Source organism: Nonomuraea sp. NPDC050451 (genome assembly GCF_044458585.1).
Genome location: NZ_JBITHZ010000010.1, coordinates 47713 through 59953, shown reverse-complemented (window position 1 = coordinate 59953; position 12241 = coordinate 47713). Strand labels below are relative to the sequence as shown.

Annotated in this window: 13 protein-coding genes; 8 read left to right on the top strand and 5 right to left on the bottom strand. The window is 70.7% G+C overall.

The window, feature by feature from the left end; all coding sequences use genetic code 11:
* Window positions 1–11 precede the first annotated feature (11 nt).
* A complete protein-coding gene (gene infA, locus ACIBI9_RS28925; protein WP_397226186.1) occupies window positions 12–236 on the top strand; it encodes a translation initiation factor IF-1 in 225 nt (74 codons plus the stop codon).
* A gap of 220 nt (window positions 237–456) precedes the next feature.
* Here the strand turns inward: infA and ACIBI9_RS28920 are convergent, their stop codons facing one another.
* On the bottom strand, window positions 457–1209 hold the full coding sequence (locus ACIBI9_RS28920; RefSeq protein WP_397226184.1) for a TetR/AcrR family transcriptional regulator: 753 nt from the start codon (window positions 1207–1209) through the stop codon (window positions 457–459).
* Window positions 1210–1295: 86 nt separating this feature from the next.
* Here ACIBI9_RS28920 and ACIBI9_RS28915 point away from each other — a divergent pair, with 86 nt between their 5' ends.
* Both ACIBI9_RS28915 and ACIBI9_RS28910 read left to right on the top strand, forming a co-directional pair.
* The gene (locus ACIBI9_RS28915; protein ID WP_397226182.1) at window positions 1296–2240 is read left to right on the top strand and encodes an ATP-binding cassette domain-containing protein; all 945 of its coding nucleotides are present in this window, start codon (window positions 1296–1298) and stop codon (window positions 2238–2240) included.
* Window positions 2237–3058 carry an ABC transporter permease gene (locus ACIBI9_RS28910; protein WP_397226180.1) on the top strand — a complete coding sequence of 274 codons (822 nt, stop codon included), beginning with the start codon at window positions 2237–2239 and terminating at the stop codon, window positions 3056–3058. The genes ACIBI9_RS28915 and ACIBI9_RS28910 overlap by 4 nt, the downstream gene beginning before the upstream one ends.
* Here the strand turns inward: ACIBI9_RS28910 and ACIBI9_RS28905 are convergent.
* Together ACIBI9_RS28905 and ACIBI9_RS28900 are read right to left on the bottom strand one after the other, a co-directional pair.
* Window positions 3039–3650 (bottom strand): hypothetical protein, encoded by a 612-nt coding sequence (locus ACIBI9_RS28905; RefSeq protein ID WP_397226178.1) that lies wholly within the window; start codon window positions 3648–3650, stop codon window positions 3039–3041. The genes ACIBI9_RS28910 and ACIBI9_RS28905 overlap by 20 nt on opposite strands.
* Window positions 3647–7441, bottom strand: coding sequence for a helix-turn-helix domain-containing protein (locus ACIBI9_RS28900; protein WP_397226176.1), 3795 nt, complete (start codon window positions 7439–7441; stop codon window positions 3647–3649). Before ACIBI9_RS28900 ends, ACIBI9_RS28905 begins: the two co-directional genes overlap by 4 nt.
* A gap of 109 nt (window positions 7442–7550) precedes the next feature.
* Here ACIBI9_RS28900 and ACIBI9_RS28895 point away from each other — a divergent pair, with 109 nt between their 5' ends.
* From ACIBI9_RS28895 to ACIBI9_RS28885, 3 genes are read left to right on the top strand one after another with little or no spacing between them, the layout of a single operon-like run.
* Entirely contained in the window at window positions 7551–8009 is a 459-nt protein-coding gene (locus tag ACIBI9_RS28895; protein ID WP_397226174.1) for a hypothetical protein, read from the top strand.
* A 3-nt stretch (window positions 8010–8012) separates the two neighbouring features.
* On the top strand, window positions 8013–9374 hold the full coding sequence (locus tag ACIBI9_RS28890; RefSeq protein WP_397226172.1) for a NucA/NucB deoxyribonuclease domain-containing protein: 1362 nt from the start codon (window positions 8013–8015) through the stop codon (window positions 9372–9374).
* Between the two features lie 11 nt (window positions 9375–9385).
* Window positions 9386–9781 carry a hypothetical protein gene (locus ACIBI9_RS28885; RefSeq protein WP_397226170.1) on the top strand — a complete coding sequence of 132 codons (396 nt, stop codon included), beginning with the start codon at window positions 9386–9388 and terminating at the stop codon, window positions 9779–9781.
* A gap of 78 nt (window positions 9782–9859) precedes the next feature.
* Here the strand turns inward: ACIBI9_RS28885 and ACIBI9_RS28880 are convergent, their stop codons facing one another.
* Complete coding sequence (locus ACIBI9_RS28880) at window positions 9860–10363, bottom strand: winged helix-turn-helix transcriptional regulator (RefSeq protein ID WP_397226168.1); 504 nt, start codon at window positions 10361–10363, stop codon at window positions 9860–9862.
* A gap of 95 nt (window positions 10364–10458) precedes the next feature.
* Here ACIBI9_RS28880 and ACIBI9_RS28875 point away from each other — a divergent pair, with 95 nt between their 5' ends.
* Both ACIBI9_RS28875 and ACIBI9_RS28870 read left to right on the top strand, forming a co-directional pair.
* Window positions 10459–11034: a dihydrofolate reductase family protein gene (locus ACIBI9_RS28875; RefSeq protein ID WP_397226166.1), complete on the top strand. Its 576-nt coding sequence runs from the start codon at window positions 10459–10461 to the stop codon at window positions 11032–11034.
* Window positions 11028–11858, top strand: a complete 831-nt coding sequence (locus tag ACIBI9_RS28870; RefSeq protein WP_397226164.1) for an MBL fold metallo-hydrolase — start codon at window positions 11028–11030, stop codon at window positions 11856–11858. Before ACIBI9_RS28875 ends, ACIBI9_RS28870 begins: the two co-directional genes overlap by 7 nt.
* Here ACIBI9_RS28870 and ACIBI9_RS28865 read toward each other — a convergent pair.
* Window positions 11740–12174, bottom strand: coding sequence for a DUF4158 domain-containing protein (locus tag ACIBI9_RS28865; RefSeq protein ID WP_397226162.1), 435 nt, complete (start codon window positions 12172–12174; stop codon window positions 11740–11742). The genes ACIBI9_RS28870 and ACIBI9_RS28865 overlap by 119 nt on opposite strands.
* Between the last annotated feature and the right edge of the window lie 67 nt (window positions 12175–12241).

Genomic DNA, 12241 nt, shown 5'->3' with positions numbered 1-12241 from the left:
GTGAGAGAACGATGGCAAGATCACCAGGCGGTATCGAGATAGAGGGCACGGTCATCGAGTGCTTGCGTAACGCCACCTTCAGGGTGGAGCTCGAGAACGGGCACAAGGTACTGGCGCACATCAGCGGGAAGATACGGAAGAACTACATCAAGATCTTGCCGTATGACCGGGTGCTCGTGGAGCTCAGCCCGTACGACCTGACCCGCGGCCGGATCCTGTACCGCTACAGGACGTAGTCACCGGCCGGGGCAGCGGGTATCGGCGTCCGGCTTCGGCTCGGTCGCCGATACCCGTACGGCTCCGGTAGTAGTAGCAGATGGCGGCGCCCAGATCGGCCACATGCACTCCGCCAGTCCGGCTGCTGCGCCTTTTCGGTGGGCATTGAGGCATGGCTCGTGCGTCTATTTCGCTCTTGAGGCCCTCTCGGAGGGTCGGCTACGAGCCTGCCTTGTTCTCCTACCCCTCTTGGTGCGCAGACATCGGAGACTCGGCCGTTGATGGGAGGGCCGCGGCGATGCAGTCGAGGACGCGCTGGAGCCCGTGCCGGAACTGCTCGTCGCGGCTCAGGTGCGGCTGGCGCGCCTCCATCACGATCTTGGTGAAGATCGGGTACTCCCCGCTCTTCACCAGTCGGTCGACGTACGGGCCGCTTCGCGCCATCCACTCCGACTCGCTGAGCCCGCTGCGGCGGACTTCCCTGGCCGAGCTGATCTCCTCGCGGACGGTGCCCTCGATGTAGCTGTTCAGCATGGCCATGAGGCCGAGGTTCTCGTCGATGGAGACGAAGGCGTCGAGCACCCCCATCAGCCGTTCGATCAAGAGCAGCTGGTTGGGGCCGAAGCTGGGCAGTGACCGCTGCACGGCGGCGATCCACGGGTGCCTCAGCCACATGGCCCGCAGCCCGTCGGCGTAGCGGGTCAGGTCGGCGCGCCAGTCGCCCGAGGGCATGCCCGTGACGTCGATCTCGCCCATCAGCCGGTCGGCCATGAGCTCGACCAGGTCGTCGCGGCTCGGGACGTACCGGTAGAGGGACATCGCGCCGGCGCCGATCTCGGCGGCGATCCGCCGCATGGTGGCGGCCTCCAGCCCCTCGGCGTCGGCGATCCGGACGGCCGCATCGGTGATCTGCGCGCGGCTGTAGACCGGCTTCGGCCCGCGGGCTGGGCGCTCGGGCCGCATCCAGATGTTCACGTACTCGGCGTCGGTCACCGTGCCACCCTCCTTGTTGCGTACATAGTACCCAGTGGTTTAGCGTGACCGCCGTAACCGCGTACAACGTACCCAGTGGAGGGGTCATGCCTGATCCGATCGTGGTCGCCGAAGGGCTGCACAAGTCCTTCGGCGACACCCATGCCCTGCGGGGGCTGGACCTGAGCGTTCCGAGAGGAACGGTCTGCGGCGTGCTGGGGCCCAACGGCGCCGGGAAGACGACCGCGGTGCGCATCCTGGCGACCTTGTCCGATCCCGATGCCGGGCACGCCCGCATCGCCGGATACGACGTCGTCCGCGAGGCCGGCAAGGTGCGCGCCAGGATCGGGCTCGCGGGCCAGTACGCCGCCGTGGACGAGAAGCTCACCGGCCGTGGCAACCTGCGCATGTTCGGGCGCCTCTCCCACCTGTCCCGGCGCGAGGCGCACCGGCGGGCCGACGAGCTGCTCGAACGCTTCGGTCTGATGGACGCCGCCGATCGGCAGGTCACCGGCTACTCCGGCGGCATGCGGCGCCGCCTCGACCTGATCACCAGCCTCATCCTGCGCCCCGAGGTGCTCTTCCTGGACGAGCCGACCACCGGCCTGGACCCGCGCAGCCGCGGCGAGATCTGGGACAACGTCCGCGAGCTCGTGGCGGACGGCACCACGGTGCTGCTCACCACGCAGTACCTGGACGAGGCCGACCAGCTGGCCGACGACATCGCCGTCGTCGACCACGGACAGGTGATCGCCACGGGCACGCCCGACGAGCTGAAGGCCACGATCGGCGACCGCCTCGACGTCGTCCTCGAAGACCCCGCCGCCCTGCGTCCTGCGGCGAACGTGCTGAAAGCCCTGGCCGGGACCGATCCCACGATGACCGGCGCCGACCGGCTCAGCGTCGCCCTGCCGGGCGGCAGCTTCCGGCTCGCCGACATCGTGCGCGAGCTCGACCGCGCCGGGGTCGCCGCGGCCGACGTGCGGCTGCGCCGCCCCACCCTCGACGAGGTGTTCCTGCGCCTCACCGACCGGAAGGAGTCCGTACGATGACCGCCCTCACCCCGCCGCCGGCCCACCGCCTGCGCTGGACGTTCACCGACGGGCTGACCCTGGTCGGCCGCGAGCTGGGACGGCTGCGACACGCTCCCGGCGAACTCGTCGCGGCGCTGATCTTCCCGGCCGTCATGGTGGTGCTGTTCGGGTACGTCTTCGGCAGCGCGATCCAGGTGCCGGACGGCGGCGACTACCGCGAGTACCTCATGCCCGGCCTGTTCGCGATGGTGACCTTCTCCGCGTGGTTGGGGGTCATGACGCGGATGGCCACCGACGCCTCCCGCGGCGTGATGGACCGGTTCCGCTCCATGCCGATGGCGCGCTTGGCGGTGCCGTTCGGGCAGACCGGCGCCGACCTGCTGACCGGCCTGCTGATGCTGGCCATCATGGTGGGCACGGGCCTGCTGGTGGGCTGGCAGCCGCACCGCGGCCTGATCCCCACGGCCCAGGCGTTCCTGCTGATGATCGTGCTGCGGTACGCGCTGAGCTGGGTGGGCGTCTATGTGGGCCTGGCGGTGAAGAACGACCAGGTCGCCGACGCGATGGTGCCGCTGGGCCTGCCGTTCACGATGCTGTCGAACGCGTTCGTCCCGACCGACGGCATGCCGGGCTGGCTGCGCTTCCTGGCCGACTGGAACCCGGTGAGCGCGCTCACCGCCGCCTCACGGGAGCTGTTCGGCAATCCGGGCGCCCCGTCCGGAAACGTGGCCTGGCCACTCGCGCATCCGGTGACCGCCGTCCTGCTCTGGTCGGCCGCGCTGCTGGTGATCTTCGTCCCGCTGTCGCTCCGCGCCTTCATGCGCAAAGGACGCTGAACGCTCCAGGCATCTGCGGTGGAGGAGGCCGGCGACGGTGCGCGGCTCGGACGCTGACGACGCGAAGTCGCCCCAGGTCGGCCTGGCGGTCGATCAGGTGCGGGTCAGCGGCCTCGTCTCGGACGATGGCGGGGTCCGGGACGGCCTGGTCAGCTGCCGCCTCGGCGGCGCCGGGCGGGGTCTGCTTCGGCGGTGATGCGGGCGGAGGTGTCTTCGCCGAGGCGGACGTAGCGGCCGAAGCCCGCCAGGTGCTGGTGGCGGCTCTTGGCCTGGGGCTCGAGTGCAGTGCGGCCGGCCAGGGCGCGTCGTCGATGGGGTGGCGCTGCGGCTTACCCGAGGAGTCCGGCTTGTTACACCGTACGAGGTTCATCGCGACGGACATCTGCTGCTTGCCGTCGGTGCGGGTCAGGGACAGGGTTTCGGCTCCCCAGACCGTGCCGTCGTGGCCCCAGAAGGTGCCGCAACCCGGGATCTCGACCTTGAGCAGGCCGAGACCATATTCGATCCTCTCCCCGGCCTGGGAGATGACCGGGATCGCGCGCCGCATCTGCTCCAACGACGATCGCTTGACGATCTTGCCGTCCAGGGTCATGGGCAGGGCGGGCGGTAGGGCAGGCCGGGGAAGAACTGGCCCCACTCGGCCCTGGTGATCGGCGGGTACGCGGTCCGGCAGACGCGGGCGGCCAGGCGGGTAGCGTCGGTCTCCCACAGCAGCACCGTGCGGTCGTAGCCGCCGGTGGCCAAGATGTGCCCGTCCGGGCTGAACGCGACCGACGACACGCGGTCGGAATGGGCCTGCAGGGAGGAGCGCTCCTGCGGGCGGCGGAGGTCGGCGAGGTCCCACAGCCGGGTGACGCCGTCGCTGCCGGCCGTGGCGAGGGCGCGGCCGTCAGGGCTGAAGGCGACCATGTTGACGTTGTCGGTGTGGCTGGTGATGGTGACCAGCGGGACGGGCCGGCGGAGGTCGGTGACGTCCCAGAGTCGGGCCGTGTCGTCGTAGCCGGCAGTGGCGAGGGTGCGGCCGTCAGGGCTGTAGGCGAGAGAGTTGATGCCGTCGGTGTGACCGGGAAGCGCGGCCAGCGGGGCGGGGTGGCGGGGGTCGGCGACGTCCCAGAGACGGGCCAGGCGGTCCCAGCCCGCGGTGGCCAGCGTACGGCCGTCGGGGCTGAAGGCCACGGTGTTCACCCCGCCGAGGTCGCCGATGAAGCCCGCGAGGAGGCGGGGGTGGTGGGGCTCGCTGACGTCGGTGAGGCGGACCGTGTGGTCGAGGCTGGCGGAGGCGAGGAGGTGGTGCCCCGCCGGGCTGAAGGCGACCGCGTTGACGTTGGCGGTGTGGCCGGTGAGGGTGGCCGTCGGGCGGCCACCGGCGACGTCCCAGAGGCGGACCGTCTTGTCGTTGCTCGCCGTCGCCAGCAGGCCACCGTCGGGGCTGAAGGCCGTCCCCCAGATCTCGTCGCCGTGGCCGGTCAGGACCGCCCGCAGGCGAGGGCGGGTGGGGTCGGCGACGTCCCACATCCGTACGGCGTGGTCCTCCCCCACGGCGGCCAGGGTGCGGCGGTCGGGGCTGAAGGCGAGCCAGTAGACGGCGGAGGTGGGGACGGTGAGCGCCGGGCCCGGCAGGTCCCACAGTCGGGCGGTGTAGTCGTCGCTGCCGGTGGCCAGCGTGCGACCGTCGGGGGTGAAGGCGACTGAGACGGCGTTGCCGGTGTGGCCGGTGAACGTGGTCACGTACAGGGGCCGGCTCGGATCGGTGACGTCGGTGAGCCGTACGGTGTCGTCGAGGCCGGCGGTGGCGAGGAGATGGCCGTCGGGGCTGAAGGCGACCGACCTGACGACGTCCCGGTGGCCCTTGATCACGACGTTCGTGCCGTCGGCGAGGTCCCACAGGCGGGTGGTGCGGTCGTTGCTCGCGGTAGCCAGCAGGCGGCCGTCCGGGCTGAACGCGACCCAGGCGACGGCGTCGGCGTGGCCGGTGAGCAGGCGGGGCGGGCCGGGGCGGGCGGGGTCGCTGACGTCCCACAGGGCGGCGGCGCGGTCGAAGGCGCCGGTCGCCAGCGTGCGACCGTCGGGGCTGAACGCCACCGACACCACGGCCTCGGTGTGGCCGGTGAGGGTGGCCCGCGGGCGGGGGCCGGCGGCGTTCTGGCCGGCGACGTTCCACAGGCGGACGGTCTTGTCGGTGCTCGCTGAGGCGAGCGTGCGGCCGTCCGGGCTGAACGCGACCGCGTTGACGTCGTCGCCGTGCGGCAGCGCGGCGAGCTGGCGGGGGCGGCGCGGGTCGGTGAGGTCCCACAGGCGGGCGGTGTGGTCCCAGCCGGCGGTGGCCAGGCGACGGCCGTCGGGGCTGAAGGCGGCGGCGTTGACGTTCTCGCGGTGCCCGGCGAGCACGGCCAGCGGCTCGGGGCGGTGCCTGTCGGTGATCCGCCACAGCCGGGCCGTGCCGTCGCGGCCCGCTGTGGCGAGCAGGCTCCCGTCGGCGCTGACGGCGACCGCGTTGACCCGGTCGGTGTGCCCGGTCAGCCGGGTGGCGTAGGAGGTGGCGAAGGTGCGCTGCAGGCTGCTGCGGGCGTCGGCGGTGGGCGAGAGCCGGTAGGCGGCCAGCGCGAGCTGCGCGCCCAGGGCGGGGTTGGCCGCCCGCACCTCGACCGCGTCGGCGGCGACCTTTTGCGACAGCGCGATGTCGCGCTGCCCGGCCGCCATACGGCCGCTGCCGACCGCGTTCACGGAGGTGGCCGTGGCGATGACGAGCAGGACGGCGAGCAGCGCGACGAGCTGCCGCAGGCGGCGCGCCTGGCGGCGGGCGGCGGCCTGCTCCCGCGCCTGCGCGGCGATCCCGGCCTCCAGGAACTCCTTCTCCCTGGCCGACAGGAGGGGGTTCCTGGCGGCGACCCAGTCCCTGGCGACGGCGAGGCGGGTGCCGCGGTACAGCGCGCCCTCGTCGCGCCCTTCGGCCTCCCACGCCTCGGCCGCCTCGGTGATCTGGCGGTGCAGGCGCAGCCCGTCGCGGTCCTCGGTGAGCCAGTCGCGCAGGCGCGGCCAGGAGCGGATCAGCGCCTCGTGGGCGATCTCCACGTTGTCGCCGTCGAGGGTGACGAGCCGGGCCGCGGCCAGCTCGCCGAGCAGTCCCTCGTCGTCGGCGAGCTCGTCGCGGCCGACGCGGCGCTTGGTGTCCTCGGTGCCCTCGCCGAGGGCGGTCAGCCGCAGGAACAGTTGCCGGGCGACGGCCTGACGCTCTTCGCTCAGCCTGTTGTAGAGCGCTTCCGACGTCCGGGCGATGGCGTGCTCGATGCCGCCGGTGGACTCGTACCCGGCCAGGGTGAGGGTGTTGCCGCGACGGCGCCGCCAGGTCTCCAGCAGCGCGTGCGAGACCAGCGGGAGCACCCCGGCCTGCCCCTTGGCCTCCGCGACGAGTCGCGACACCAGCGCACCCTCCACGCGGTGGCCGGTCTCGATGGCCGGGCGGGTGATGGCCTGGCGCAGCTCCTCGGTCGTCATGGGGCCGACCAGGATCTGGGCGCGCTGGAGCACCTCGGCCAGGTCGGGGTGGCGCGCGCAGTGGGTGTAGAAGTCGGTGCGCACGCCGAGGACCACACGGGTGCGGCTGCCGGGCTCGCGGGCCGCGCTCACCAGCGCGTCGATGAACGCCGCCGGCTCGGCCGGGTCGGGGCAGAGCGTGAACACCTCCTCGAACTGGTCGACGATGAGCACGAGGTCGCCGGTACGGTCTTCCTTGGCCATGACCTGGCGGATGGCCAGCCCCAGGTTGCGGCGGCCGACGGTGAGGTCGGCGAGCAGCGCGCCCGCCGGGATGCCGAGCCGGGCCGCGAGCCGCACCGCGCATTCGCGGAAAGGATGCGGCCCTGGGGTCAGCAGCAATGCCTGCGCGGCCGGCAGCAGACCCGCTCTCAACAACGACGATTTTCCCGATCCTGACGCGCCGAGCACCGCCAGAAAACGATGTTCCCTCAGGCCGGCGCGGAGCTTTTCCAGCAGCCGCTCCCGGCCGAAGAACCGGTCGGCGTCACCCGGCCCGAAACTGGCCAGCCCGATGTATGGCGGTCTTTCCTCTGATGTTTCCCGTGGCTCCGGCCGGTTGATTTCCGCAGCCAGCGAAATCCACCGCTCCTGCCATTTCTCCGGGTCCGCGCCGCAGGCCTCCACGTAGGCCAGAGTCACCGCCAAGCTGGGCAGCTTCCGCCCTCCGGCGGCCTCCGAAAGGGTGCCGGCCGAGTAATGCGCGCGTTGGGCGAGCTCGCGGTAGGAGGGGCTGCCTGCCTTTTCGCGTAATCGTCGCAGGTCGGCCGCGAACCGTAACAGCGTGTTGTCACCGGCGTCGAGCGGCCGTTCGCGGCGAGGCATCTCCACCCCCGTTGTGATCCTCAAGCCGGCTTCATTGTTCAGCAGTTGTTGTTCGGTGTCCACCACGTGACACCGAACAATCCGCGAGCCATATACCAGCACTCACGACCGCACCCGATGACAAGGGAGAGTCATGTCCGCAGTCAGACGTATTTCCTGCGTGATGGTCGCGGCGGCAGCCGCCGCGACCGTGCTCACCGCCTTACCCGCCCAGGCCGCCGCGGACGGCTGCTGGGGCACCGGGCCGACCGTCACAGACACGCTGGGACAGCGGTGGGCGACCCGTTACTGCAACAACTACCGGGCCGGCGACGTCTACAACTACGTCGACGGGCGGTGGCAGCCGGTCGGCAGGCTGTACGCCGGCGACAACTGGTTCGTCTGCCAGTCCCACGGCCCCGACAACCCGCCGGTCGGCGACTGGGTCAACGACATCTGGCTCTACACGGAGGCCGACGAGGCCTGGGCGGCCGGCGGTTGGGGCGGATTCCCCGCCACGCACGTGTCCGGCGGCGTGAACTACGGGCCGATACCGGGGCTCAGCTGGTGTCCCTGGGAAGAGGACGTGCTGCCCTCCGGGTCGGGTGAGTGAGCCATGTCCCTGCGCTCCCGCCTGACGGCCCTCGTGATCCCGCTCGTGCTGTGCGCCGGCGCGGTGACCCCCGCCCACGCGCAGCCCCCGTCGCCCTCGCCGGGCACCACGGCCGCCAAGAAGGAGCCTGTGGCGCCGGAAGAGGCCCGCCTGCGCGCCTTACGCCGGGCCGCGGAGCGCGGCAACCACGCCTACTACGACGCGGACAAGGTCTCCGCCGACGGCCGCTCGCAGCAAAGCGTGAGCAGGCTGGCCACGATCATGGCCTTCCCCGCCACGCCGCCGCAGCCGGACACCGGTAACTGCCTGGCCAAGGAAGAGGCCAAGACAGCGGAGGGCTGGACCTACAACCGGCTGCTGTGGTGCCAGACGGTCGGCTACCGGGCCAACTACACCAAGCGCACCTCGTCCGGCACCGTGATCTACATGGGCAGCGTCGAGGTCACGTGGGAGATGGCCGCGATGGGCAGCAACACCCAGCGTGCCATCCGGGTGTTCTGGCGGCCGGTGGCCGGGTCCGTGCGGTACGTCGGCTGGACCACCGGCGTCCCCAGCGGACAGCCCTTCGCGGTGCATCCCGCGTGTGCCGAGGCGGCGCCGTACTGCAACAACCTGGGGACGCCGGCCAGGAAGACCTGGGCGGCCTGGAACACCACCACCGACTGGGCCTCCTGGGACGTGACCTCGCCCGCCCGGTCCGGCGACCCCACCCGCGAGAAGATCACCTCGCCTCACTGGCACCTGGTCACCGACGCCACGTCCCTGGAGTATCCGGAGATCCCGGCGGGCCAGACGAACGACTGGCCGTTCCGCTGCGACTCCGCCGACTACTTCTCGCGCTTCGGGCAGGCGTTCGACCAGGCCTGCGTGTTCACCGACGTGATCCCGCACCTGCAGTACAGCCTCTCCAGCCCCAAGCACGCGACCGTCGCCCGGCACATCCAGGACGCCCAGCTCAGCCCGGACACCTCCTACCCGATCGAGTCGCACCGCAAGGTCGTCCCGGGCCGCTGGGAGCCCGACCCCGACCCCGAGTACGGCTCGCTGCACCGCGTGGAGGGCAGCGGCACCATCGCCGCGGCGAACACGACCTGGAAGAACTACGCCTGCAACCGCAACGGCCCCTACAACGCGACGACCGGCCTGCCGCCCAAGACGGCGCAGCAGGAGGCGGAGGGTTGGCAGTGCGACGAGTACCCCTTCCGCTCGACTGCCGAGGGCGCCAGCAGCGGCACCTGGGACTTCTCCGTCCGGTGGGTGCCTCCGTCGCAGAACACCTCGGCGGGCGGCTCGCTGATTGCCTTCTTCTTCGACGACCGGATCCTGCACATCAACGACCCGTTCTGGGTGAAGATCAACCCCTGAGAGGCTTCGCCATGGCCCTGATCAACACAATCGCCCGCGTCGGAGCGGCGGCGGCACTGGTGTCGACGGCGGCGCTGACCGTCGCCGCCCAGCCGGCCGCGGCCGACCTGGGCCCGCCGCCGGGCTGCCAGCGCGGCCACTTCTGCGTCTCCGGCGGACCGGACAGCCCCACCGGCTGGTCCACGGCCGGCAACTGGACCGGCAGCGTCTACGGCGTCTTCCTGTTCAACAACGGCTACCCCTATCCCGGGGCCGACCACGTGGACGTCACCTTCTACCGGGCCCAGGACGGCTCTGGCCCGTACACGCGGTGCGTGCACTACTATCCCGGCCCCGGCGAGTACTACGTCTACACCCCGAACGATCCCGTCGAGATCGTGCGGGTCCGCTGGCGCGGCGAGTGCTGATCCCCGATCGACGGGCTCGGAGGACCGCTGCGTCCTCCGAGCCCAGTCACGTCAAGGAACCCGGCGGACGCCGTTCCGTCACCGTTGATCGACGTGTTCTCGCTCGGCGGCCGCGGCGTAGGCGGCGTCGAGGCGCTCGAACGGGCCTGGACCGTCGTGCGGCTTCGGCGGGGCGCCGAGGTGGCGGACGCGAAGCTCGTCCATGAGCTCCTCGATGAACGCCGGACCCTCATCGCGCATGAGCCGCTGTCGGCTCCGGAACTCGTCGCTGCCCGGGCGCCAGTCGAGGCCCCAGTTGCCGAGGGCGTAGATGATCGGAAGAGTCTGGATACCGGCTTCAGTGAGGCTGTAGCGAGCGCGCTGCCCCCGCGCGGCGGTGCCGCGGGTGAGGATCCCCGCATCGACGAGCCGCACGAGGCGGTCGGCGAGGATGTTCGAAGCGATGCCCTCGATCGACCCGGTGAGCAGCGCCCGAAAGTAGCGGCGGTCGCCGAAGATGACGTCGCGAAGCACGAGCAACGACCAGCGATCTCCGAGCACCTCGACGACGGCGTTGATCGGACACCCCGACCGTGGTTCCACGATTCCTCCTTGACAGGTATTTCGCCCTACCTATAGTAGTTGCAGAATACAATCACTCTTGGGAAGAGGAGATGATGGGCCGCTTCATTTATTCGATGAACGTGTCCCTCGACCTGCGGATCGAGCAAGTTCCTGGGGACAACGGCGCCGGCGAGTGGCTGCGCATCAGCGAGGAGCTGCACCGCGAGGCCAACGCGCAGACGCGGGCGCTCGCGCTCATGGTCCATGGCCGGGTCATCTACGAGGTCATGGAGGAGTACCAGCCACGGGCGCGCGAGGACGCGTCGCTGCCGGACGTCCTGCGTGAATACGGCGAGATCTGGACCGCCAAGCCCAAGGTGCTTGTCTCCCGCACCCGCCTCAGCGCCGATCACAACACCCGGATCATCGGCGGAGACGACGCGATCGAGCAACTCGCCGCCCTGCGGGCCGGGACCGACGGCAGCATCAGTGTGGGCGGCGCGGCGCTCGCCACGCAACTGCTCCGGGCGGGGCTGCTCGACGAGTTGCTGCTCTGGACCCACCCGGCAATCCTCGGCTTCGGCAGGCCGCTGTTCGACGACTACGACGTGCCGCTCGATCTCGACCTGCTCGAGCAGCGATCGTTCGAGCAGGGCGTCACGATGCATCGTTACGCCGTCCGGGACGCAAAGGAGGCGAGCTCGTGCTGAGGCAGGTCGCGGAGGGTGTACTGGCCCACGAGAGCGAGTTGCTCCAGAACAACACCGTTGTCGTGCAGGGCCGGGCCGGCGTGTTGCTCATTGACCCCGGGATAACGGGCGACGAAATGGTCTCCATCGCGAACGGCCTTCGTAAGTTGGGCCAGCCCGTTGTGGCAGGCTTCTCGACGCATCCTGATTGGGATCACGTGCTCTGGCACGCCGAGCTCGGCGAAGCGCCCCGTTACGGTACAGCCCGCTGCGCGGCTGATATGCGAGATCTGCTGTCGAACGCGGACTGGAAGGCCCGCGTCGCCGAGGGGCTACCGCCGGAAATCGCTGACGAGATACCGATGGACCTGTTCGGCCTCATTACCGGTCTGCCTGCCGAAACTACGCAGATTCCGTGGGATGGCCCTGAAGTCCGGATCATCGAGCATCAGGCACATGCTCGGGGCCATGCGGCGCTGCTGATCGAGGAACCCAGGGTTCTCGTCGCCGGCGACATGCTTTCCGATGTCCTGATTCCGATGCTCGATTTGAGCGCCGCTGACCCGATCGAGGACTACCTCGCCGCGCTGCGACTGCTCGAAGGCGTGGCAGGCGACGTCGATGTCTTCATCCCGGGTCACGGGTCCGTCGGCGGAGCTGATCAGCTGCGCGCACAGATCGACCAGGATCGGGCGTACGTACAGGCCCTGCGCGACAAGCAGGTTGTCAGTGACCCGCGGGTCGGCCCATCGGCCAAGCCCGGCTGGGAGTGGGTAAGCGATGTGCACAGTGGGCAAGCCCAGCGCCTCGCCCAAAGAAGCGAGCGCGACGGGGCGCCCCGCTAGCGATCGGTGTGCGACACAGCAGTACGCGCGGGTCGCCGGCCGGGATCTGGGGCAGCGGCACGACGTTCTCGTGCTCAGCCACGAACTCCAGCACCACCCACGGCACGTCAAGGGGATCCTCCAGGAACGTCCCGAGCCAGCGCACCGTCACCGATGGGAAGGCGAACCCGAGCCTCATGTGCTCGCCGCGCCGCTGCCCGACCAGCGCCCGGTCCTCGTCATCGAGGATGAACACCTGCTTTGGAGTTGGCGGGGCAGCAGCACCGGTGACGGAGCCGGCGCCCAGGACGGCGACGAAGCGGAGGTCGGCGCCCATGATCGCGGCCAGCGCACCGACGCCGAACCCGGCCGCGGCCCCACACGATCGTCTGTCAGCACGTGTC

Excerpts from the sequence above, each read along its gene's own strand:
- infA (WP_397226186.1), top strand. The coding sequence starts at position 12 with ATGGCAAGATCACCAGGCGGTATCGAGATAGAGGGCACGGTCATCGAG.
- ACIBI9_RS28915 (WP_397226182.1), top strand. The coding sequence starts at position 1,296 with ATGCCTGATCCGATCGTGGTCGCCGAAGGGCTGCACAAGTCCTTCGGC.
- ACIBI9_RS28910 (WP_397226180.1), top strand. The coding sequence starts at position 2,237 with ATGACCGCCCTCACCCCGCCGCCGGCCCACCGCCTGCGCTGGACGTTC.
- ACIBI9_RS28905 (WP_397226178.1), bottom strand. The coding sequence starts at position 3,650 with ATGACCCTGGACGGCAAGATCGTCAAGCGATCGTCGTTGGAGCAGATG.
- ACIBI9_RS28895 (WP_397226174.1), top strand. The coding sequence starts at position 7,551 with ATGTCCGCAGTCAGACGTATTTCCTGCGTGATGGTCGCGGCGGCAGCC.
- ACIBI9_RS28890 (WP_397226172.1), top strand. The coding sequence starts at position 8,013 with ATGTCCCTGCGCTCCCGCCTGACGGCCCTCGTGATCCCGCTCGTGCTG.
- ACIBI9_RS28885 (WP_397226170.1), top strand. The coding sequence starts at position 9,386 with ATGGCCCTGATCAACACAATCGCCCGCGTCGGAGCGGCGGCGGCACTG.
- ACIBI9_RS28875 (WP_397226166.1), top strand. The coding sequence starts at position 10,459 with ATGAACGTGTCCCTCGACCTGCGGATCGAGCAAGTTCCTGGGGACAAC.
- ACIBI9_RS28865 (WP_397226162.1), bottom strand. The coding sequence starts at position 12,174 with ATGGGCGCCGACCTCCGCTTCGTCGCCGTCCTGGGCGCCGGCTCCGTC.